We start from the raw sequence: 21,965 nt of genomic DNA on the forward strand, positions 1-21,965 counted from the left end.
GGCCGTGCAGGTTGGTGATGAATACGACAAAGCACATCAAAATACCCATCGTAAATCGATGTCAAACGCCCACTCAGCGCCCATCCGGCGGTTCCCACGCCCAGGACCAGCAGCGCCCAGAGCACCCGGCCGATGACCGTCGCGCCGAGGGCCGACGCCCTGCGGGTGGCCGTGATCACCACGATCAGGTAGGCCAGGACGAGCAGTGCGCCCAGGAGGGCGACGAGGACGACCCCGCTTTCTCCACCCCCGAACGCCGCGACCGGTAGGAATCGCCACACCAGTGGCAGCGCGATCGCCCCCACTGCCCAGGTCGCACCGAGTTGGGCCGCGATGATCGCCGGCTTCGACGCCCTCAGTTCAAGCACCGCTCAAGAATGCCGCGGCGGCGTCCAGGGCGAGCTGGACGGCCTCGGCGTAGGCGGTCTGATCGGCGAGGAGGGTGCTGGGGGGGCGTCGGTCATGATCCCATCCTCTCGCCTGGCACCGACAATTTCGGGGCGGGGAATGTGGCCCCGAGCTGGGGCGCCCCTCCCGGGCGCGGCCAGAGGCCGCACCGGTGGTCCGTCGCGTCCGTGCCGGGACGGAAAGCGCCGCCGGCACGGTCAGCGGCGGTGGCCGATCGGTCAGGTCGACAGACCGACGATGCGGTAGCCGCTCTCGGCCAAGGTGCGGGTCATGTGCTCGGCGTACCACTGCGGCCATTCCTCGTCGTGCCGTCCGCCGAGGACTTCCGCCTCATGGACACCGTGGGCGACCGCCGCCCGGCTGAGGATGTCGAGGATGATCTCGGTCGTCGTGGGGTCCGGCACGGGACCCGTGGTCGAGTCCGTCGTGGGTTCCATCGTCTGCTCCTTGTCCGTTCGATCGGTTCAGCGGCCGGGGGCGCGGGTGACGACTTCCTGGAGGATCCACTCGTTGCCGTCGGGGTCCTCGAACGAGGCGAAGGAGCCGTAGTCGGCGCGATCGGGGTGCGGTCCGGCGACGCGGTTCGCCGTGCCGGCGTGGTGGAAGACGCCGTCGGCGTCGTGCCAGACCTCGCTGACCTCAGCGCCGCGGGCGAGCAGTTCGGCGCGGGCGGCTTCGACGTCGGTGACGATCAGATGCAGACCCTGCGCCGATCCGGGGGCGGCCGCGGAGACGCCGGTTCCGAAGATGATCGATGCCTCCGACCCGGGCGGGGTGACCTGTACGACCCGGAAGTCGTCGCCGGCGGGGAAGTCGGCGTCCAGGCGGAAACCGAGTTTCTCGTAGAAGGCTTTGGCGCGGTCGACGTCGGAGACGGGAATGACCAGAACTTCGAGTTTCAAATCCATGATGTTGTTCTCCTTGATGCGGTGATCGGGGATGCGGTGAGTCTTGGTGGAGTTGTCGTCCCGGCCGGCGACGCGAGAGGGGTTCCTCGGTGCCGGCGTCCACTGGAGTCGTAGCCGCCGGGATCGACGTCGGCCGGATCCCTCGTCCGATGTGGGCGACAGGTCCGGCAGCAGGACGTCCGCGACCAGCGGTGAGACGACGACGGAGATGGCACCGGGGATGATTCCGGCCGCCAAGAGCGCGATGTTCACATCTCGGCTGTCTCGGCCATCTCGCCGACGAGGCGAGCAAGCATGTCAGGCCGGTTCGTTCAGCGCGCCGTACGGGCATGCGGAATCGCTGTCGGTGACAGCAGTTGCTTCATCCCCTTTTAGGTGCTGTTCGTAATCTAACGAACGTGCATCGAATACGTTAATTAGATGATAAGCGTCATACCATGGCACCACACGGAAGGCGCGATGACACATGGGCAGGGCCTCGCGGGCGGATGCCGCCAAGCACCGGGAAGAGATAGTGGCGGCGACGGCACGGTTGCTCCGCGAGCGCGGTGTCGGCGGCGTGAGCGTGCAGGACGTCATGTCGGCCGCCGGCCTCACGCACGGCGGCTTCTACAAGCACTTCGGCTCGAAGGACGAGCTGATGGGGATCGCGACGGATTCCGCGTTCGACGAGTTGATCTCCTTGCTGCGACAGCTGCACCAGGACCACCCCGACGGCGCGGAGGCGAGGTCGGCACTGATCTCCAGCTATCTGTCATCGCAGCACCGCGATTCACCCGGGACCGGCTGCGCCAACGCCGGCATCGCCGCCGACGCCGCCCGGGCCGAGAGCGGAAGCCCGCTGCGCGCCTCCTACACGACCGGACTGCGAACCACGATCGAGCTCCTGGCGGAGCTTCAGGACCCCCAGGTCACCGACGACGGCACTGCGCGCGAGCGGGCGATCATGTGCCTCACCACGATGGTCGGCGCGATGACGCTCGCCCGCGCGACATCTGATGATCCCGTGTCGAACGAGATACTTCAGGTCGTCCAGGACGCCCTTCTGCGGCGCGGTGGCACCCACCACCGTTGAGGCATCTCGGCCTTGTTGTGCGACCGGCTCCATGACGAGCGAGGGCGATCCGGATCGCCGCCCGGTCAGCCGCTCGCGGCCGCCGCTATCGCCGCGCGGACCTCGCCGGCGAAGCCGGCGACCGTGAAGCCCTCGGGGAGGCTGTCGACGAAGATGAGGTCGGAGATCGAGTTCTTGGTTCGAAGGGGCAGGATCTCCTGGTAGGCGGGAGAGTTGTACCAATCCGTCGCGGCCGCGCGGTCCGGGAACTCGATGAGCACGACGGAGCCGGGCCAGGCGCCTTCGATCACGTCGGCACTGCCCTGGGCGAGCCACTTGCCGCCGAAAGGTTCCACGGTGGCCTCCACCCGCTCCAGGTACGACAGGCCCTGCTCGTTGGGGATGTCGCCCGGGATCCGGAGGTGATTGATGAGGTAGGTGCTCATAGACGATTTTCCTGTTCGTGTTAGATTTTGAATGTAATCTAAGTTATGCCACGGGATTTGCGAGCAATGTGATTGACGTCACTCACCGATCAGGTGCGGACCATGACCGACCCGTGGCGCGCCTTTCACGGGGCGAACCGTCCGGGAAACCAGGGACGGGCCACCCACGGGAGCACCTCGGCGAGCACGACCGTGCCGAGCGTCACGGTCACACGGATCACGACGTCGTCGATCGTCATCACGCCGGAGCGACCGCGGCCGGGCACTGTTGACCTGTCGTTCGACGATGGTCACCGTTTGACGTCGTAGACGCGGTTGGTGATGGTTTCCATGGCAAGCCTCCACCCGCGCAGGCCCGCTTCACCGGCGATCTTCCTCATGATCTCCTCGCCCGCGTGGTTTCCCAGCGCGTACGGACCCTTCTGTGCCGTCGCCGCCGGCAGACAGAGCGTGGCGGAGGTGGACGCGAAGGACCGGCCGATCGGGTTGATGTTGTCCAGCGGATTGGCCGAGGCGTTCGGCTCGACGACCATGCAGCTGCCTTCAGGGGCCAGCGCCTGGCTGACACGGCGAAAAGCGCCGCCGGGGTCGCCGAGGTCGTGCAGGCAGTCGAAGAAGGTGATCAGGTCGTACGCGCCGCCGGGGAAATCCTGAGCGGTCGCGACCGAGAAGCTCACCCGGTCGCCGAGTCCCTGCTCCGCCGCCGCGCGCCGGGCGGCCTCGATCGACGGGCCGTGGAAGTCGAAACCGTGAAACCTGGACTCCGGGAACGCCTGAGCCATGAGCAGCGTGGTGTGGCCGAAGCCGCACCCGACGTCCGCGACCGACCCGCCCCGCTCCAACGTGTCCACGACACCGTCCAGGGCCGGCAGCCACTCCTGCACCAGCGAGGCCGCGTAGCCGGGGCGGAAGAACGCGGCGACCCCTTCGTACAGCTCCGGCCCATGCTCCTGCCAGCCCACGCCCTCACCCGTGCGGTAAGCGTCCACCAGCGCGTCTTCGGTGGCGTAGAGGGAACCGAGCATCGTGAAGGCGCCGACCGCGTACGTGGGCGCCGCCGGGTCCGCGAGGACGGCGGCATGCTCGTCCGGTAGCAGGTAGGTACTCGTTTCGGGCTCATAGAGCACGTACTCACCGGCTACCTGCGCGGCCAGCCACTCCCTCACATAACGCTCGATCAGCCCGGTGCGCTCGGCCAGTTGCCGCGACGTGAGAGGTCCGGCTCCGGCCATCGCCGCGTACAGACCGAGGCGGGCACCGATCGACGTGGCCAGCCCCGCGAACGCGGCACCGCTGTCGACCATCACGCGTCCCAGAAACTCCATGAGCCGGTCCTGATCAAGCTCTTTCTCTGCGTCCGTCACGGTCTTCACCTGTCCTTGGTCATGTCGGCCCTCGCCATCCATCGGCGAGGAGGCCGTTGTCCTGTGATATTTCCGGTTGTTCATGAAAACGTGCGGCCTGAGGTCGGCGGCATCGAAAAGCACGGCGACCACACCGCGCACGACCTCGTCCCCGACCGCGAACCGCCGTCCCAGGTGGAGCGGAGCAGCACGTCCTTGGTGTCTTGAGCGCCGGATCGGGGGTGTCGGGCTGGGCGTCTCACCGGTTGCAGGCACACCTCTCCCCGGAAAGCTTCTTAGGTGATGACCGTAATCTATCCCGTGGACGCGGCAACGGCAATTTAACTGTCGATCATCATCTAAACGCGAAGCGGTGGCGGGAGCGCCACGCGACCGGGAGAGACTCTGGGCCGGCCGTCGGTTCGCCGCTCCACACCGGCACGAGGAACGGCGGCGTCGGCGCCTACGACTTTGGGGGAGCCGGCGCCGCGCGCAGGCGGTCGGCGGCGCAGGGACGGCTCCGGCGGGCGGCTCGGCAAGCAGCGAGTAGATCTTTCTGCGCCCTGTATCAAATATCCCTCTTAGGCGGTTACAGTTCCCGCGTGCGTTTCATCCCTTTTGTCATGATTTCCATTGCGTTCACCGCAACCGCCATATCCCCCGCCTCCCCCGCGCAGGCGATCACCAATGGTCTGCCGGACCTGACCGTTCATCCCCAGGTGGGAGCCATCATCGGTGACAAGCCGAACGATGACGGCACCTGGTCATACTGCACCGGGACACTCATCTCGCCCACCGTCTTCCTCACCGCCGCCCACTGCGCGGAAGCGGGGCAGAAGACCGCCCAGGTCTCGTTCTCCAGCCGCTACCGGCCCGGGGACAAGGTCTACACCGGCCGCTACGTCCTCGACTCGCGATACAAGGACGAGTCCGAGCTCCACGACATGGCCGTCGTCGTCTTCGGCACGGCCATCCCCGGCATCAAGCCGGCCAGACTGCCCACCGAGGGCCTGCTAGACCGTCTCGAAGCCGACAAGAGCCTGAAGACGATGAGGTTCACCCCCGTCGGGTACGGCGCCATGGTCGCGACGAAGACCAAGGGCAAGCACAGGATCCGGCTGACCTACAGCGACACCCGTCACCAGACGTCCATCTCCTTCGAGGACCTCACCCGCAGGTGGCTCAAACTGTCGCTGGACGCCTCCAAAGGCGACGGCAGCACCTGCTTCGGCGACTCGGGCGGCCCGAACTTCCTGGGAGGCATCACCTCGGACCTGCTCGTGGCCACGACGATCAGCGGAGACGACGACGCGTGCAAGACGACCAACTACGACTACCGCCTGGACACCCCTCAGGCCCGGAAGTTCCTCAAGAAGTTCGTCACGCTCCCCTGAACGGGTGATCGCCGCGGCCGGGAGCGTCGACAGGCTCGACGCCGAAGCCGGTGACACGCCCACCTACCGGGTGAGACCGGACGACGCCGGCACCGGCCCCGCGACGGCGATCAGCCCGACCGGCACCCCTCCCGACGACTCGGACCCGGACGGCGCCCTCACCGGGCCGAGGTGAACACCGCGAACCCGCTCCGGTACGGCGAGGCGGAGACCGTACCGACCGAGATCAACGTGGCCCGCGGGCACCGGGCCGGCGCCGACGTCAACGCGGCGCGGAACATCCGGGACACCGCCGCGGGGCATGCGGTGGCCGCGCGGGGAGGCCTGCCGTCGGGCGGGCCCGCGAACCGCGAACCTCAACGCGACCCCCTCCGCGTGGGGTGAACGCCACTGGAATCCCCCGCTTCCAGACGGGGGAGGATGTCAAAGCAGCCGTCTTTGCACGACATCGGCGATGACCGTGGTCACGACCCTGTCGACGGCTCCGGCCTCCGGCGGGATGCCCTCCCGGCCGGCGAACAGCAGGTGCCCGGCCCCGATCAGTGAGAGCGCGAGCGAGCCGGCGTCGGCGTCGACCGCGATGCGGCCCAGCTCGCACTCGTCGGTGAGGTAGGAGGCGATCATGGCCGTGGCCTCCGTCAGGACCGGGACGCCGTGGGCCGGCCCGTTCCGGCGGAGCCGGGCGCGCAGTTCGTCCCGGAAGATGATGAGACTGACGATCGCCACGGCGACCGGGTCGAACAGGTCCGTCAGCGCGCCGGTGAGGTTGCCGGCGACGGTGCCGGTTCCCGCGGAGTCGCGCAGGGCGGCGGCCTGGGCGCCGATCCGGGCGATGCGGTCCCGCACGAGCTCGGCGAGGAAGTCGTCGAAGTCGGCGAAGTGCCGGTGCAGGACGCCCTTGGCGACGTCCGCCTCGATGGTGACCGCACGGCTGGTCAGCGCGTTGGGCCCGTCTCGGAGCAGGACGCGTTCGGCGGCGTCGAGAAGTTGCCGTCGAGCGTCGCGGATGTGCACCCCGGTCGGCACAGCGCGTTCCCCCGTTCCTCGGCGGTCCTCACCCGATTGACGAGTGGGCACGTGCCCACTACGGTGGGCGCATGCCCACTATACCGCGGGAGCAGTCACACCCCTCCGGGAACGAGCCTCACAGGGCCAGGCGGATGGCCGAGTCGTTCGGGGTGGACGCCGAACGCTACGACCGGGCCCGGCCCCGCTACCCCGACGCCCTGGTGGAGCGGATCGTCGCCGCCGGTCCCGGGCCCGACGTCCTCGACGTCGGGTGCGGCACCGGCATCGCGGCCCGGCAGTTCCAGGCGGCCGGGTGCCGGGTGCTCGGGGTCGAGCCCGACGCGCGGATGGCCGGGTTCGCCCGGCGCACCGGAGTCGAGGTCGAGGTGGCGACGTTCGAGGCCTGGGAAAGCGCCGGCCGGGCGTTCGACGTGGTCGTCGCGGGCCAGGCCTGGCACTGGGTGGACCCGGTCGCCGGCGCGGTCAAGGCGGCACAGGTGCTGCGGCCCGGCGGCCGGCTGGCGGTGTTCGCGCACGCGTTCGAGCTTCCGCCCGTCGTAGCGGAGGCCTTCGCCGCGGTCTATCGGCGGGTGGCGCCCGACTCGCCGCTCAACGTCCGGCCGGCGGGGGACGGCCGGCCACCGGAGCGGGCCCTGACCCTCTACCAGGCGATGTTCGCCACGTTCGCCGACGGGATCCGAGAGGCGGGCGGGTTCGGCGAGCCGGAGCGGTGGCGGTTCGACTGGGAACAGGCCTACACCCGCGACGAGTGGCTGGACCTGGCGCCCACCACCGGCGCCCTCACACAGCTCCCGCCGGACAAGCTGGCCGAGGTGCTCGGGGGCGTCGGGGCCGCCATCGACGCGATCGGGGGCGGCTTCACCATGCCCTACGCCACGCTGGCGATCACCGCCGCACGCATCGGCGCCGCCTGACCCGGCCTGACGGGCCATCCGTCATGGGCGAGGCCACGCCCGCCCGGACCACACCAGAACGCCGGTCACGCCGGTCACGCCGCCCAGAACGCCCGCCCGAGGCGCGGTCGTCGCACGAGACCTTTTTTCGCGGGTCACGCCGACGCGGCGCGAGAGCGTTTCCTCTCGGATCACGCCGATGTGTCGCGAGACCATTTCCTCCCGGATCACGCCGACGACGTGGCGCGCCACCCGCCCGGCAGGCGGTTCATGTCGTGACGTCCGGTTGCTGAATTATTCATCCCGGCCGACGTGAAAAATGCACGCGCTTTTGATGATTGACGCTATGGCCGCACTTGATCCACAACCACATAATTGATTCACAGCAGGAACAATTATGTCGGCGTCGAGGGGAGCGAAATCGTCGGCCCGGCCGTGCTCCGCCTGATGTCAGGCGCGTCCACTCGCTCCGCGCCGTCGAGGCCTGGCTGCTCGAACCAGCCGCTCAGGCCGTCGGTGCCCACGAAATCATCCGGGCCGGAATCGACGCCGACAATAACTTAAGCCGTAGCAGGAAACAGGAGAAAGAAAACCGTGGACTCTCAGCTCGAGAAGCGGCCACCACTGCTTCTATTGTGTCTCGCCCAGTTCATGCTCACGCTCGATTTCGCGATCATGAACGTCGCGCTGCCGTGGATCAAGACAGACCTGTCCTTCACCGCCGGCGCCCTGCCCTGGGTCGTCGGCGCGTACGCGCTGTTCTACGGCGGCTTCCTGCTGCTGGGTGGACGCGTGGGCGACATCATCGGCCGCAAGCGCATGTTCGTGTGGGGCCTCGCGATCTTCACGATCGCCTCGCTGGCGGGTGGCTTCGCGACGACCTCCATCGTGCTGATCATCGCCCGCGCCCTGCAGGGCCTCTCGGCCGCGGCGGTGGCTCCGGCCGTGCTGGCGATGATCGGCGCGGGCTTCCCCGAGGGAGAGGCGCGGGCCAAGGCCATGGGCGTGTTCGGCGCCGTGTCCTCGGTGGGCTTCGCTGGCGGCGTGCTCGCCGGCGGCGTGCTGACCGAGATCTTCGGCTGGCGTGCCGTCATGTTCATCAACGTCCCGGTCGGCATCGCGATGGTCGTGCGCGCCGCGATCCGTCTCGACGACGACAGCGTGTCGACCAGGTCCGCGCGCATCGACGTGCCCGGCGCCATCCTGGTGACCGCGAGCATGTGCTCGATCGCCTACGCCCTGACGATCGCGTCCGACGAGGGCTGGGGCACCGCCGGTGTGCTGACCCCGCTGATCGCGGGTTTCGTGCTGCTGGCCGCGTTCCTGTTCGTGCAGACCCGCGTGTCCGCGCCGCTGGTGCCGCTCTCGATCTTCCGTAACCGCGGGGTGACGGGCGGCAACCTGGTCGCGTTCCTGTCGGGTGGCGTCATGTCCATCTCGACGTTCTTCATCACGCTCTACATGCAGCAGGTCCTGGGCTTCTCGGCCATCCTCACCGGGCTCGCGTTCTTCCCGCAGGCACTCGTGGTCGTGCTGGCGTCGCTGCCGGTGGCGAAGACGACCGCGCGGATCGGGGCTCGTCCGGTGCTGATCACCGGCGCCCTGTTCCTGGTGGCAGGCTCGCTGGTGCTGGCGCTCGCGCCCGCCGACGGTTCGTTCCTGGTGAACGTGCTGCCCGGCGGCATACTGCTCGGCGTCGGCGTGACGGTCATGATGATCAGCACCGCGGTGGCGGCCACGTCCGGTGTGGCCGGTGCCCAGATGGGTCTGGCGTCGGGTCTCTACAACTCGAACCGCCAGCTCGGGGTCGGGCTGTGCCTCGGCGTCGCGGTGGCGGTGGCGTCGCTGGCCGCCGGGTCCGGGCCGGGGATCTCCATCGGCGGGATCCAGACGGCGTTCTGGCTCTCCACCGCGCTCTCCGTGGTGATCGTGATCATCTCCGCGACCGTTCTTCCGGCGGTGCGCAGGCCGGCTCCCGCCGCTCCGGTCGCCTCCGTCCCGAAGACCGAGTCCGCCTCCGTGGCCCGGTAGATCTCCGCACGTTCGAGGGCCGGTCCGGCGCGCGCCGGGACCGGCCCCTTCGCCGTGCCCACCGCGGGTTCACCACCCTCGTCGATGGTGACTTCCCCGGGAAGGACGAAACCCGGCGGCGATGCCGCGACGTGTGGTCCGGAGATCACCTCAACCGCCCAGATACTCCCCCGCCGCGTCGAGGAGCCAGGCCGCGAGGTAATCCGCGAAGGACGAGCGTACGAAGATGTGGAACGCGCCGTCCTCGCCGGCGAAGAGGACGACCTGGGCGCGGGCGAGCGTGGTCTGTGCGCAGCGGCCGGGGCCGAACGCGCGCGGGTGCAGGTCGAGGGGGCAGCCGTGGGAGAGCAGGTCACGGGCCTTGGGGCCGGTCACGAGCAGTACGGTCCGCTGGGCGGAGACGTCGGTGACGGCGGCGTGGCCGACTCCGGCGGCGGCTCGCAGGCGGGCCTCCAGGCCGGTGTCCCCCAAAGGCCCGACGACCAGCCACTCGTCGGGACCGAGCCACAGCACGCGGGTGTCGCTCGCGGAGGTACCGGACGACGGCGCGCCGGCGCCGGTGCTCGCGGAGGTACCGGGTTCGGTGGGGAGCGGGACTCCGAGGGCGAGGGCGATGTCGGCGGCGGTACCGCTCCCGGGCTCCACCCGCAGGTCGACCTGGGTGAGGAACGGCAGCTCCGTGATGCCGAGGTCCGGGCTCGACACCGGTTCCAGCCGGGCGAGAGGGCTCAACCGCCCGGACGGCCCCGTTACCGGCGGCCTCGTCACGGGGAGCTCCGTAACGGGCGGCCCCGCCCCGTAGGGCGGGCTCGGTCGTGGCCCGGTCGGTGGCTCAGCCATCACGGCGCGCTCCCTCGGGGTCGTAGAGGACGTGGTGGGTGACGGTGACGGGCAGCAGTTCCCGCCCGACGGGTACGTACAGCCGCTCGCCGACGCGTTCGCGCCCGCCGCTGACGAGGGCGAGGGCGAAGGTCCTGCCGAGCGCGGCGCTGCGGTAGCTGGAGGTGACGTGGCCGAGCATGGGGACCGGCGGCTCGGGAAGCCGGTCGGTGTCCACCAGGTGGGAGCCCTCGGGCAGCAAAACGTCCGGGTCGAGCGGCAGCAGGCCGACCAGGTGCTTGCGGTCGGGCCTGGCGGTGTCGGCGCGGGCGAAGGAACGCTTCCCGATGAAGTCGGCCTTCTTCTTGGACACCACCCACTCCATGCCGAGGTCGGCGGGGGTGACCGTGCCGTCGGTGTCCTGGCCGACGATGGGGTAACCCTTCTCGGCCCGCAGCACGTGCATGGTCTCGGTCCCGTACGGGGTGACCGCGCCGGTGGCCTGGACGGCCTCCCAGAGGGCGAGCCCGTCCCAGGCGTTGACGTTGATCTCGTACGCCAGCTCACCGGAGAAGCTGATCCGGCACACCCTCGCGTCGAGGCCCGCCACCCGGGTGTCGCGCCACGTCATGAACGGGAAGCTCGCGTTGTCCACGGCCAGGCCGGGGGCGAGCCCCGCCAGCACCTCGCGGGAGCGCGGCCCGGCGAGCGCGACCGTCGCCCAGTGCTCGGTGACGGAGGTGCAGTAGACCCGCAGCGAGGGCCACTCGGTCTGCAGCCACTCCTCCATCCAGTCGAGGACGGCGGCGGCGTTGCCGGTGGTGGTGGTCACCAGGAAACGATCCTCGGCCAGGCGGATCACCGTGCCGTCGTCGAAGACCATCCCGTCGGGGCGGCACATCACGCCGTAGCGGATCGAGCCGACCTTGAGGGTGCTCATCATGTTGGTGTAGAGCCGGTCGAGCAGCTCGGCGGCGTCCGGTCCCCGAATGTCGATCTTGCCGAGCGTGGAGGCGTCCATGGCTCCGGCGGCCTCCCGCACGGCTCGGCACTCGCGCAGGACGGCGGCCTCCATGTCCTCGCCCTCGCGGGGGTAGTACCAGGGCCGCTTCCACTGGCCGACGTTCTCGAACGGCGCTCCATACGCCACGTGCCACTCGTGCAGCGCGGTGACCCGGACGGGGTCGTGCAGCGCTCCCCTGTCGCGCCCGGCGAGGGTCGCGAAGGAGACCGGCACGTAGGGTGCGCGGAAGGTGGTGGTGCCGAGCTCCGAGACGTCCACACCGAGGGCGTGGGCGACGACGCCGCTGGTGAGCACGCCGGAGGTCTTGCCCTGGTCGTGCGCGGTCCCGGCGGTGGTGTAGCGCTTGACGTGCTCGACCGAGCGGAGCCCTGCCCCGGTGGCGCGCATGACGTCGGCGACGGTGACGTCTCGCTGCAGGTCGACGAAGTGGGTCCGGTAGTCGTCCGCGGGGACGAGCCACACGTGCTCGCCGGGGGTGAGCCCGGATGTCTCCGCGGCGCGCGAGATCACCTCCGTGCGCCACGCTTCCCCGGCCGGCGGGACCTCCGCGCCCGGAAGCGCCTCCCCCGTTCCCTGGACGGATGCGCGGGGGGTGGTCGAGGGGGTTCGGAAACCGGTCGCCTCGGCGGCCCGCGCCCCGGCCTCGGCGCCGTCCTCCAGGCAGGCGGCCAGGGTGAGAAGCCCTCGGGCGGCCCCGGCGACCTCGACGGCCTGGCGGGTGGTCCCGGGGACGAAGGAGCCGAGCACCTCGTCGTAGCGGAGCGTTCCCCCCGTCTGGCTGAACAGGTGGACGGCGGGGTTCCAGCCGCCCGAGACGAGCAGCAGGTCGGCCTCGATCTCGCGCCCGCCCGAAGCGTCCGTCTCAGAACCATCCGTCTCAGAGGCGGCCTTCCCGGAAGCGGTCCCTCCGGAAGCGGCCGTCCCGGATACAACCGTCCTAGAAACAGCCATCCCGGAAGCAGCCGCCTCAGACGCGGCCCTCTCGGAGACGGCCCTCCCTGAGACGGCCGCCCCGGAAGGCGTGCCGTCCTCGGCGGGTCTTTCCGAGACGGTCACCGAGGTGACACCGTGCTCGCCGTTCACGCGGGTGACGAAGTGACCGGTGAGCACCTCGACACCGTCCAAGCCGCCCGAACCGTCCAGACCGCCCGGGCCAGGACGGTCCGGGTCGGCGGCGGCACGCGTGTCCACGACGGCGGCGATCTCGACGCCCGCGGCGGCCAGGTCGCGGGCCGCCGCGTAGGCGCTGTCCCCGGTGGTGAACACCACCGCGCGGCGGCCGGGCAGGACCCCGTACCGGTTGGCGTACGCGCGTGCCGAACCGGCGAGCATGACACCCGGCAGGTCGTTGCCCGCGAAGGCGATCGAGCGCTCGTGCGCGCCCGTGGCGAGCACGACACGGCGGGCCCGGACGCGCCAGACGCGCTCGCGGGAGGAGGCGTCCTCTCCCCTGCGCTCCACGGCGACCAGGTAGTTGTCGTCGTAGTAGCCGAACACGCTGGTCCGGGTGAGTACCCGCACCTCCGGGTGGACCTCCAGCGCGGCCAGCGCGGTGGCGGCCCACGCCGTGCCCGGGACGCCGTCGACGGTCTCGCCGGTGTCGGGCAGGCTGCCGCCGGGCGAGGGACGGTCGTCGGCGAGGATCACCCGGGCGCCCGACCCGGCCGCCGCGGTCGCCGCCGCCAGGCCCGCCGGGCCCGCGCCGACCACCAGGACGTCGCAGTGCGCGTACACCCCGTCGTAGCGCGCCGGGTCGGGTTCGGTGGCGAGCCTTCCCCTGCCCAGCAGGCCGGTGGCCACCAGCCCGGCGTACAGCTCGACGACCGTGGCCTGGAGCATCGGCTCGGGGAAGGGGTGCTCGATCTGGACGACGGCGTTGGGCTCCTCGGTCCAGGCGGCGAAGATCCCGCGGGGGCGGCCCAGCGCGACGCTCGTCGCGACCGTACGGACGCCGTTGGCGAGCAGCGCGGAGGCGAGCGTGTCGCCCCGGTATCCCTCGTAGTCGCGGCCGTCGAACCGGAACGGCAGTTTCTCCCCGCGGTGGCCCGCCCGGCGGAACGGCTGTTCGCTCATCGGCACACCATCCTCTCCTCAGTGGCAGGAAGGCCCACGCCGTCCGGAGCCGGGAAATCCGCCTCATCGGTCGCCAGAAGGCTCACGTGCCCACCGGCCTTGGCTCGCCCACGTGGTAGACGGCGTGGAACTCGTTGGTGGCGGTGTCACGGACCGCGTTGAACCAGCGGCGGCATCCGGCCGCGTGGTGCCAGCGCTCGGCGAACGGCCCCCTGGGGTTGTCGCGGAAGAACAGGTACCGGGCCCACTCCTCGTCGGAGAGCGCGGCCGGGTCGCCGGGGTAGGGGACGTTGGCCTGCCCGCCGTAGTGGAACTCGGCCTCGTCCCGTGGCCCGCACCACGGACAGGGGATCAGCAGCATCGGTCGGGCTCCTTCAGTGGGCCACGGCGGCGGCGCCGTGCTCGTCCACGAGCGCGCCGGTGGTGAATCGTTCGAGCGTGAAGGCGGCGTTGAGGGGATGCGGCTCGCCGTGGGCGATCGTGTGCGCGTAGCACCACCCGACGCCCGGGGTGGCCTTGAAGCCACCGGTCCCCCATCCGCAGTTGACGTAGAGGCGGTCGACGGGTGTGAGCCCGACGACGGGCGAGGCGTCCGGGGTGACGTCGACCACCCCGCCCCAGGTACGCAGCACGTGAGCCCGCGCGAAGACGGGGAACAGCTCCAGCGCCGCCGCCATCTGCCGCTCGATGATGTGGAACGCACCGCGCTGCCGGTAGGAGTTGTACGCGTCGATGCCCGCCCCCATGACCAGCTCACCCTTGTGGGCCTGGCTGACGTAGACGTGCACCGCGTTGGACATGACCACCGTCGGGTGTACGGGCTCCAGCAGCTCCGAGACCAGGGCCTGCAGCGGGTGGCTCTGCACCGGCAGTTCCACCCCCGCCATCCGGCCGACGACCGAGGAGTGCCCGGCCGCGCACATCGCGACCCTGCCCGCGGCGATGCGGCCCCTGGTGGTGCGCACGGCCTCCACGCGCCCGTCCACGACGTCGATGCCGGTGACCTCGCAGTGCTCGATCAGGTCGACGCCCATCGCCGCGGCGGCGCGGGCGAATCCCCAGGCCACGTAGTCGTGCTTGGCGATTCCCGCGCGCGGCTGGTAGGTGGCGCCGAGGACCGGGTAGCGCGCGTCGGGCGAGACGTTGACGATCGGGCAGACCTCCTTCACCTCCTCGGGGCCGAGCCATTCGGCGTCGACGCCGTTGAGGCGGTTGGCGTTGACCCGGCGGACGCTCTCCCTGACGTCCTGCAGGCTGTGGGCGAGGTTGAGCACGCCGCGCTGGCTGAACAGGATCGGGTAGCCGAGGTCCTCCTCCAGCCCCTCCCACAGCTTGAGCGAGTGCTCGTAGATGCCCGCGCTCTCGTCCCACAGGTAGTTGGACCGGATGATGGTGGTGTTGCGGGCCATGTTGCCGCCCGCCAGCCAGCCCTTCTCCAGCACGGCCACGTTGGTGATCCCGTGGTTCTTGGCCAGGTAGTAGGCGGTGGCCAGGCCGTGGCCGCCGCCACCGACGATCACCACGTCGTAGGAGGCCTTCGGCTCGGGACTGCTCCACAGCCGGTCGGGGTGCTCGGGCAGCTCCTCGGTGCTCATCGTCGTCCTCTCTCGGTCCCGCCGACGGGTCCCGGGGCCGCAGTGGTCACGGGGGTCGCCGGGCGCGTGGGACCGTCCTTCCGCCCTCGCGGCCCGCTAGCCACGCAGGCGCTCCATCGCCGGGTCGTACAGCGGCTCCTCGGCGACGACGGCGGCCACCCGCCGGTCGAAGTAGCCGATGTGCAGTTCCCGTCCCGGCACGGACAGCTCGGCGGGCAGCCAGGCGTAGGCGATGCCCTTGCCTATCGTGTAGCCGTAGGCGGCGCTGGTGACGTATCCGGCGCGGGACGCGCCGTCGTACACCGGCTCCTTGCCCATGACGACGGCGGCGGGGTCGTCGACGGTGAGGCAGGTCAGCCTGCGCCGGGTGGCCGCGCCGCGCTCGGCCAGGGCCTCGCGGCCGATGAAGTCCCCCCTGTCGGCCTTGCGCACGGCGAAGCCGAGGCCCGCCTCGTACGGGTCGTGCTCGTAGGTCATGTCGGTGCCGAAGGAGCGGTAGCCCTTCTCCAGCCGCAGGCTGTTGAAGGCGCCGCGGCCCCCCGCGATGATCCCGTGGTCCTGGCCCGCCTCCCAGAGGGTGTCCCACAGCTTCGCGCCCATGTCGGCCGTCGTGTAGAGCTCCCAGCCCAGCTCCCCGACGTAGGAGAGCCGCAGCGCGGTGACGGGCACGGTGCCGACGTACGCCCGCGCGGCGCGGAAGTAGCGGAAACCGCCGGGGCCGAAGGCGGGACCGGCGAGCGGGGCCACGACCTCGCGGGCCCGGGGACCCCAGACGCCGACACAGCAGGTTCCCGGCGTGATGTCGGTGACGGTGACCGACCCGTCGGCGGGCAGGTGGCGGTGGAACCAGTCGAGGTCGAGGTTGCCGTTGGCACCGACCTGGAACAGGTCCCGGCCCAGCCTGGCCACGGTGATGTCGCTGCGGATGCCGCCGTCGTGGTCGAGCAGCAGGCAGTACGTGACCGAGCCGGCGGACTTGTCGACGTCGCCCGTGGAGATCCGCTGGAGGAAGGCGGCGGCCCCGCGGCCCGCGACCTCGATCCGCTTGAGCGCGCTCATGTCGTAGAGGGCCACGGTCTCGCGCGAGGCCTGGGCCTCGGCGCCGACGATCGGCGACCAGTGGCGGGCGGCCCAGTCGTTGGGACGGGGGATGTCGCGGCCGTCGAGCAGGGACGCGTTGGCGCCGTACCACTGGGGACGCTCCCAGCCGGCGGCCTCCAGGAAGTACGCGTCCAGCTCGCGCTGGCGGGCGTGGAAGGGGCTGGTGCGCAGCGGGCGCAGGTTCTCGGCCGGTTGGAGCGGGTGGATGATGTCGTAGACCTCGACGAAGTTCTGGCAGTCGCGGGTGCGGACGTACTCGGGGGCCAGCTGGTGGGCCTCGAACCGGTTGACGTCGCACTCGTGCAGGTCGAAGGAGGAGCAGTGGCCGTCGGCCAGCCACTCGGCCATGGCCCGGCCCACCCCCGCCGAGTGGGTGACCCAGACGGCCTCGGCGACCCAGAAGCCCCGCACGTCGCGCGACTGCCCGAGCAGCGGCATGTTGTCGGTGGTGAAGGAGAACAGGCCGTTGATCCCCGTTTCGAGCTTGGCCTCCCCGGTGGCGGGCAGCAGCGCCTTCGTCTCGGCCCAGGCGGGGGCGAAGTCGTCGTCGGTGAACGGCAGCACCGACGGCATGACCTCGGCGTCGGCGATCGGGAGGATCTCCTCGGGGGTGATCGGCATCGGGCGGTGGCCGTAGTAGCCGATGCCGAGCCGCTCGAACCGCTCCCGGTAGTACAGGTCGGCGTCCTGGTGGCGCAGGATCGGCCGGACGGCCTCCTCGGCCTGCCCGGCGAGCGCGGGGACGGGGCCGGTCCAGGCGAGCTGGTGGGCGAGGGGGGTGAGCGGCAGTGTCATGCCGACCATGCCCGCGATCTTGGGGCCCCAGATTCCGGCGCAGCAGACCACGAGGTCGGCGGGGATCTCGCCCCGATCGGTGACGACGGCCGCGACCCGGTCGTCCTCGACGCGGATGTCCAGCACCTCGTGCCGGTCGAGGACGCGGACGCCCCGCTCCCGTGCGCGCGCGAGCTGGACCTCGACGGCGCGCACGGCGTTCGCCAGGCCGTCGGTGGGGACGAACAGTCCCCCGAGGACCCGGTCCCGGTCGAGCAGTGAGTGGCGCTCCACGCACTCGTCGGGGGTGAGCAGGCGCGCCTCGATCCCCCAGGAGGTCGCCCAGCCGTGGCGGCGGTGCAGCTCGGCGAGCCGCTCGGGCGTGGTGGCCACCTCCAGCCCGCCCACCTGGAGGAAGCAGTCGAGGCCGACGAGTTTCTCGACGGTGTAGCGGGCCAGCTCCGTCATGGTCTTGGACGGGTTGGTCTGGAAGACCAGGCCCGGCGCGTGGGAGGACGATCCCCCGGTGGCGGGCACGGCGCCCTGGTCGACGACGGTGATGTCGTCCCGGCCCCTGGCCGAGAGCTCGTCGGCCAGGGCCGCCCCGACGACCCCGGCCCCGATGATGACGACGCGCCGGCCAGCCATACCCACCTCCGTCGTTGCGCAGTCCGAAACGAAGTGCGCTTCCCGCAACAGATTGTCCTCCCGTCGATGACGCTGTCAAGGACGGGAGAACGGCCGCTCGCGGGGGGCGTGGCTGCTGGAGACGGTCGGCACCGCGGGCGGGCGGGCCGGTAGCGGCCCGCCGGAGACGTCGGCGTCCCCGGCCGGCGGTCAGTCCTCGGCGGGTACCGGGTGGATGTGCCGCGCCGTGAAACCGAGCAGGGCCGACGCGGGTTCGAGGTCGATCGGCACGGTACGCCCGGGAAAGCGCCGCCGCCGGGGAACCTCCGGGTGGTAGAGGTCGAGGAGGCGCTCGGTGGGCAGGGAGGTGAGGGTCTCCGGCGCGGCGACGTACAGCACGTGGGAGCCGGGGACGGCGACGGACAGCGACAGGAGGAGGGCTCGGGCGGCGTCGCGGATGTCGAGGTAGCTCCACATGTCGGCCGCGCCCACCTCCGGGGTGCGGGCGTACCTGGCCGCCATCGCCGGCAGCCTGTGCGCCGCGTCGCCGACGTAGGGAAGCCGCAGGGCGACCGTGGTCATCCGGTGGCGCAGGGCCATCATCGCCGCGGTGGCCTCGTCCGCCTGTTTGGACAGCGCGTACGGATCGGTGATCCTCAACGGCGTGGCGACGTCGACCGGGAGGTACGGCGGCGACATCGGCCGCACCGCGAACGGCAGCCCGCCGATCGCGTAACTGCTGGCGATCACCGCGTTGCGCACCCCCCGGCGGCCCGCCTCCTCCAGCACGACGAAGGTCGCCCGCGCGTTGCCGGTGAAGACGTCCTCCGGCGTGCCCAGCCGGGGCGAGGGCAGCGCGGCGAGATGGATGACGCCGTCGGCGCCCTTCATGGCCTCGGCCACCGCGGCCGGGTCGCGGGCGTCACCGACCACGACCCGGTCGGCGGGGAGCTCGTCGATGACGTGATCGTCCGGCGGTGCGCCCCCTGTGCCTCCCGTGCCCCCTGCACCCCCTGACGATCCACCGCCCCGCGCTCCGTCCCCCGGAGATCCGGCGCCCGATGCTCCGCCGGGCGGCAGCACGAGGGCGGTCACGGCCACGTTCTCCCGGGCGAGAAGGTCGAGGACCGCGCGCCCGACGTGGCCCGCCGCGCCGGTGACCAGCACCCGGTCAGGCATTGCGGGCCCGCGCGGTGGTCTGGCGGATGTGGAGCCGGGGCTCGATCTGGATGTGCACGGGCGTCTCGCCCAGCCGCCCCTCGATCAGGTCGGACAGCAGCCGTGTCGCGACGACTCCCACCTGTTCCTTGCCGGGGGCGACCGCCGTCAGCGGGGGATCGGCCAGACTGGCCAGCTCGTCGTCGTAGGCCACCAGCGACAGGTCCCCCGGGATCGAGACGCCGTGGGTGCGCGCGTGCTGCAGCAGGACCAGGGCGTCCTCGTCGCCGTGGCACAGCAGGGCGGTCACCCCCGCGGAGGTCAGCTCCTCCAGCACGGCCGCCGGGCCGCCCGTCTCCCAGGCCGGGCCGGTGCCCAGCCTCTCGCCGGTGATGTTGGGCACGTCGGCGTCCATGCCGTATCTGGCGATGGCGTCGATCCAGCCGCGGCGGACGAAGACGGCGCTCTGGGAGTCGCCCCGGCTGATCAGCGCGACCCGCGTGTGCCCGAGTTCGCGCAGGTGGCGCATGGCGCTGGTGACCCCCCGTTCGTGCGCCGACCGCACCGTGGACAGCCGTCCCAGCTCCTCACCGGGCGCGGCGCGCTCGATGAGCACGACGGGGACGGGCACGTCGTCGAGGTACGCCAGGGCGTCGGGGTCGTCCCCGCCCACCGAAGGGGCCAGCAGGAGCCCGGCGCATCCGGTGGCGACCAGCTCGGCCACCAGCTTCGGCTCCTCGGCCTGGTCGTAGTTCGACAACAGGAGGCGGATGTCACCGCCCGTGCCCGCGGTGACCGACCGGATGCCGTCGACCACGCGGCGGAAGTAGTACGCGGCCGGTATCAGCACGCCCAGCGTGCGGTGGGGTGCCGCCACGCCCGCCCCCTGGCCCGGGGGCGCGGACTCGGCGGCGTGCTTGAGCATCGCCCCGCCGCGAACCTTCTCCAGGACGCCGTCGTAGATCAGGGCCTCCAGGTCGCGCCGGACCGTGACGTGCGAGACGCCCAGCTCGCCGACCAGCTGGGAGACGCGGACGGCTCCCTCACGTTGCGCGGACTCCAGAATCCGCGATCTTCGCTCAGCACTCAGCACCTGTGAACCCCCTGTCGCCGAGGCGTGGAATCACTCATCTTGTTTGAAACTATTGACCACTAACGAAAAGTATTCGTAACATAAATGCGCCAAAATGTAAAGTTATAAGGGGTGTTCGTGCCTGTTCCCGCTCTACAGCTTTACTCCCTCCGCGCCGAGATCGCCACGCGGCCGGACACGACCCTGCGGTCGATCGCCGAGATCGGCTTCCGCGCCGTGGAGCCCACCGCGGGCCTCGTCGGCGACGACCCGCACGCGTTCCGCGACGCGCTGGCCGCCGCCGGGCTCACCGCGTCCTCCCTGCACGGCCCGCTGCTCGACGAGCGCAGGGACGCGGTGGCCGCCGCCGCGGAGGTGATCGGCACGGACACCGTCATCATTCCGGCGATCATGCCGGAGGGGTTCGCCGACCGGGCGAGCGTCAAGGAAAGCGCCCGCCGCGTCAACGAGGCGGCGAGCTGGGCGGCCACCGCGGGGCTGAGACTCGGCTACCACAACCACCACTGGGAGCTCACCCAGGTCGTGGCGGGGCGCCCCGCGTTCGAGCTGTTCACGGACCTGCTGGAGGCAGAGGTGCTGCTGGAGGTCGACGTCTACTGGGCCGCCGTGGGCGGGGCCGACGTGCCGGAGCTGCTCGCACGGCTGGGAAAGCGGGTCTCCCACCTGCACGTCAAGGACGGGCCCGGCACGGTCGACGCGCCCATGACCGCGGTCGGCTCGGGCACCCTGCCGATCCCCGCCATCCTGGCGGCCGCGCCCCCGGGGGCGTGGCGGATCGTGGAGCTCGACCGCTGCGACGGCGACATGCTGGACGCGCTGGCACGGTCGCACCGCTACCTCGCCGGACTCGCGGCATGAGCGGCACGAGCGGCACGAGCGGCACGAGCGGCACGAGCGACGCCGGCGGCGTGAACGGCATGAGCAACACCAGTGACACAGGCGACGTCGACAACGCCGGCGGCACAGGCGACATCAGCGACGCCGGCGACACGAGCAGCAAGGACGGCGTGGGCGGCGTGAACGGCGTGAGCGGCACGCCGGGTGAGGGGCCGGTGGGCGTGGCCGTGGTGGGCTGCGGCGTCATCAGCGGGCAGTACCTGCGCAACCTCGCGACCTTCCCCGCCGTGCGCGTGGTGGCGTGCGCCGACCTCGACCCCGCCAGGGCCGAGGCCGCCGCGGCCGAGTACGGTCTCGCGCACGCCTGCGGCCCGCGGGAGGTGCTGGAACTGCCCGGGGTCGAGCTGGTGGTCAACCTGACGATCCCGGCCGCGCACGCCGAGATCGCCGAGGCCGCGGTCGCCGCGGGCCGGCACGTCTACAACGAGAAGCCGCTCACGCTCGACCGCGAGTCCGCGCGGCGGCTGCTGGCGGCGGCCGATCGGGCGGGCGTACGCGTGGGAAGCGCGCCCGACACCTTCCTGGGCGCGGGCCTGCAGGCGATGCTCCGGCTGCTCGCGGAGGGCGGCGCGGGCCGGCCGCTCTCGGCGGTGGCCCTGATGCAGGGGCCGGGGCCGCAGCGCTGGCACCACGATCCGGAGTTCTTCTTCCGTCCGGGGGGCGGGCCGCTGTTCGACATGGGGCCGTACTATCTGACGGCCCTGGTCGCCGCGCTGGGGCCGGTGGCCCGCGTCACGGCGATGTCGGGCAGGTCGCTCGACCGGCGGGTCATCGGCGCGGGGCCGCGCGCGGGCACGAGTTTCCCCGTGGAGGTCGCCACGCACGTGACCGCCCTGCTGGAGTTCGCCTCCGGCGCGATCGCCACCACGATCTTCAGCTTCGACTCGCCGCTCGGCCGTCAGGACTTCCTGGAGTTCACCTGCGCCGAGGCCACCGTCGCCGGGCCGAACCCGAACGGTTTCGGCGGCCCGCTCCGGCTGCGCGGGGCGGGCGAGACCGAGTGGGACACGCTGCCGGTGCCCGAGACGGTCACCGGGCGCGGCGTCGGCGTCGCCGAGATGGCGGTCGCCATCAGGCGGGGCCGCCCGCACCGGGCGAGCGGCGAGCTGGGGCTGCACGTCCTGGACGTCATGATCTCGATCGGCGAGTCCGCCGAGCGCGGCGAGTTCGTCGACGTCGCCTCCACGTGCCCGCGGCCGGACCTGCTCCCGGAGGGGTGGGATCCGCGGGTCGCGACATCGATGGAACAAAAAGCAAAGATGACTATCTAAATATTTCACACTTCTTGCCATCTGGTT

Annotated in this window: 21 protein-coding genes; 8 read left to right on the top strand and 13 right to left on the bottom strand. The window is 71.2% G+C overall.

The features are described 5' to 3' along the window. From ACSDR0_RS17585 to ACSDR0_RS17595, 3 genes are all read right to left on the bottom strand, one after another. On the bottom strand, positions 1-368 hold a 368-nt coding region (locus ACSDR0_RS17585; RefSeq protein WP_435289890.1), incomplete at its 3' end, for a hypothetical protein. 258 nt (positions 369-626) lie between these two features. Continuing rightward, positions 627-845 (bottom strand): hypothetical protein, encoded by a 219-nt coding sequence (locus tag ACSDR0_RS17590; protein WP_435289891.1) that lies wholly within the window; start codon positions 843-845, stop codon positions 627-629. Positions 846-872: 27 nt separating this feature from the next. After that, entirely contained in the window at positions 873-1,553 is a 681-nt protein-coding gene (locus ACSDR0_RS17595; RefSeq protein WP_435289892.1) for a VOC family protein, read from the bottom strand. A gap of 229 nt (positions 1,554-1,782) precedes the next feature. Between ACSDR0_RS17595 and ACSDR0_RS17600 the strand changes: the two genes are divergently transcribed. Then, entirely contained in the window at positions 1,783-2,391 is a 609-nt protein-coding gene (locus ACSDR0_RS17600) for a TetR/AcrR family transcriptional regulator (protein WP_435289893.1), read from the top strand. A gap of 65 nt (positions 2,392-2,456) precedes the next feature. On the opposite strand, the gene ACSDR0_RS17605 is transcribed toward ACSDR0_RS17600, so the two are convergent. Beyond that, positions 2,457-2,816 carry a DUF1330 domain-containing protein gene (locus ACSDR0_RS17605; protein ID WP_435289894.1) on the bottom strand — a complete coding sequence of 120 codons (360 nt, stop codon included), beginning with the start codon at positions 2,814-2,816 and terminating at the stop codon, positions 2,457-2,459. Positions 2,817-3,106: 290 nt separating this feature from the next. Beyond that, complete coding sequence (locus ACSDR0_RS17610) at positions 3,107-4,180, bottom strand: class I SAM-dependent methyltransferase (protein WP_435289895.1); 1,074 nt, start codon at positions 4,178-4,180, stop codon at positions 3,107-3,109. Positions 4,181-4,782: 602 nt separating this feature from the next. Here ACSDR0_RS17610 and ACSDR0_RS17615 point away from each other — a divergent pair. Genes ACSDR0_RS17615 through ACSDR0_RS17625 form a run of 3 tightly spaced genes read left to right on the top strand, consistent with a single transcriptional unit; the run spans position 4,783 to position 5,937 of the window. Next, positions 4,783-5,553: a trypsin-like serine protease gene (locus ACSDR0_RS17615; RefSeq protein ID WP_435289896.1), complete on the top strand. Its 771-nt coding sequence runs from the start codon at positions 4,783-4,785 to the stop codon at positions 5,551-5,553. A gap of 4 nt (positions 5,554-5,557) precedes the next feature. Next, the gene (locus ACSDR0_RS17620; protein ID WP_435289897.1) at positions 5,558-5,728 is read left to right on the top strand and encodes a hypothetical protein; all 171 of its coding nucleotides are present in this window, start codon (positions 5,558-5,560) and stop codon (positions 5,726-5,728) included. Then, positions 5,725-5,937: a hypothetical protein gene (locus ACSDR0_RS17625; RefSeq protein WP_435289898.1), complete on the top strand. Its 213-nt coding sequence runs from the start codon at positions 5,725-5,727 to the stop codon at positions 5,935-5,937. The genes ACSDR0_RS17620 and ACSDR0_RS17625 overlap by 4 nt, the downstream gene beginning before the upstream one ends. Positions 5,938-5,976: 39 nt before the next feature. On the opposite strand, the gene ACSDR0_RS17630 is transcribed toward ACSDR0_RS17625, so the two are convergent. Further along, complete coding sequence (locus tag ACSDR0_RS17630; RefSeq protein WP_435289899.1) at positions 5,977-6,579, bottom strand: TetR/AcrR family transcriptional regulator; 603 nt, start codon at positions 6,577-6,579, stop codon at positions 5,977-5,979. Positions 6,580-6,650: 71 nt separating this feature from the next. On the opposite strand from ACSDR0_RS17630, the gene ACSDR0_RS17635 reads away from it, so the two are divergent. Together ACSDR0_RS17635 and ACSDR0_RS17640 are read left to right on the top strand one after the other, a co-directional pair. Next, the gene (locus ACSDR0_RS17635; protein ID WP_435289900.1) at positions 6,651-7,496 is read left to right on the top strand and encodes a class I SAM-dependent methyltransferase; all 846 of its coding nucleotides are present in this window, start codon (positions 6,651-6,653) and stop codon (positions 7,494-7,496) included. A gap of 573 nt (positions 7,497-8,069) precedes the next feature. After that, positions 8,070-9,506 (top strand): MFS transporter, encoded by a 1,437-nt coding sequence (locus ACSDR0_RS17640; RefSeq protein WP_435289901.1) that lies wholly within the window; start codon positions 8,070-8,072, stop codon positions 9,504-9,506. A gap of 150 nt (positions 9,507-9,656) precedes the next feature. On the opposite strand, the gene ACSDR0_RS17645 is transcribed toward ACSDR0_RS17640, so the two are convergent. From ACSDR0_RS17645 to ACSDR0_RS17675, 7 genes are all read right to left on the bottom strand, one after another. After that, positions 9,657-10,274: a sarcosine oxidase subunit gamma gene (locus tag ACSDR0_RS17645; RefSeq protein ID WP_435289902.1), complete on the bottom strand. Its 618-nt coding sequence runs from the start codon at positions 10,272-10,274 to the stop codon at positions 9,657-9,659. A 64-nt stretch (positions 10,275-10,338) separates the two neighbouring features. Then, entirely contained in the window at positions 10,339-13,422 is a 3,084-nt protein-coding gene (locus tag ACSDR0_RS17650) for a 2Fe-2S iron-sulfur cluster-binding protein (protein ID WP_435289903.1), read from the bottom strand. Between the two features lie 82 nt (positions 13,423-13,504). Then, positions 13,505-13,783 (bottom strand): sarcosine oxidase subunit delta, encoded by a 279-nt coding sequence (locus tag ACSDR0_RS17655; protein ID WP_435289904.1) that lies wholly within the window; start codon positions 13,781-13,783, stop codon positions 13,505-13,507. A 13-nt stretch (positions 13,784-13,796) separates the two neighbouring features. Further along, positions 13,797-15,017: a sarcosine oxidase subunit beta family protein gene (locus tag ACSDR0_RS17660; protein ID WP_435289905.1), complete on the bottom strand. Its 1,221-nt coding sequence runs from the start codon at positions 15,015-15,017 to the stop codon at positions 13,797-13,799. Positions 15,018-15,113: 96 nt separating this feature from the next. Further along, positions 15,114-17,540 (bottom strand): GcvT family protein, encoded by a 2,427-nt coding sequence (locus ACSDR0_RS17665; protein WP_435289906.1) that lies wholly within the window; start codon positions 17,538-17,540, stop codon positions 15,114-15,116. Between the two features lie 189 nt (positions 17,541-17,729). Continuing rightward, positions 17,730-18,698 carry an NAD-dependent epimerase/dehydratase family protein gene (locus ACSDR0_RS17670; RefSeq protein ID WP_435289907.1) on the bottom strand — a complete coding sequence of 323 codons (969 nt, stop codon included), beginning with the start codon at positions 18,696-18,698 and terminating at the stop codon, positions 17,730-17,732. Next, entirely contained in the window at positions 18,691-19,770 is a 1,080-nt protein-coding gene (locus tag ACSDR0_RS17675) for a substrate-binding domain-containing protein (protein WP_435289908.1), read from the bottom strand. The genes ACSDR0_RS17670 and ACSDR0_RS17675 overlap by 8 nt, the downstream gene beginning before the upstream one ends. Before the next feature lie 117 nt (positions 19,771-19,887). On the opposite strand from ACSDR0_RS17675, the gene ACSDR0_RS17680 reads away from it, so the two are divergent. Next, a complete protein-coding gene (locus ACSDR0_RS17680) occupies positions 19,888-20,628 on the top strand; it encodes a sugar phosphate isomerase/epimerase family protein (protein WP_435289909.1) in 741 nt (246 codons plus the stop codon). Beyond that, positions 20,625-21,938, top strand: a complete 1,314-nt coding sequence (locus tag ACSDR0_RS17685) for a Gfo/Idh/MocA family protein (RefSeq protein ID WP_435289910.1) — start codon at positions 20,625-20,627, stop codon at positions 21,936-21,938. Before ACSDR0_RS17680 ends, ACSDR0_RS17685 begins: the two co-directional genes overlap by 4 nt. Positions 21,939-21,965: the final 27 nt, after the last annotated feature.

Origin of the sequence: Streptosporangium sp. G11 (genome assembly GCF_051192615.1) — a bacterium.
In the GTDB taxonomy this organism is placed as follows: Bacteria; Actinomycetota; Actinomycetes; order Streptosporangiales; family Streptosporangiaceae; genus Streptosporangium.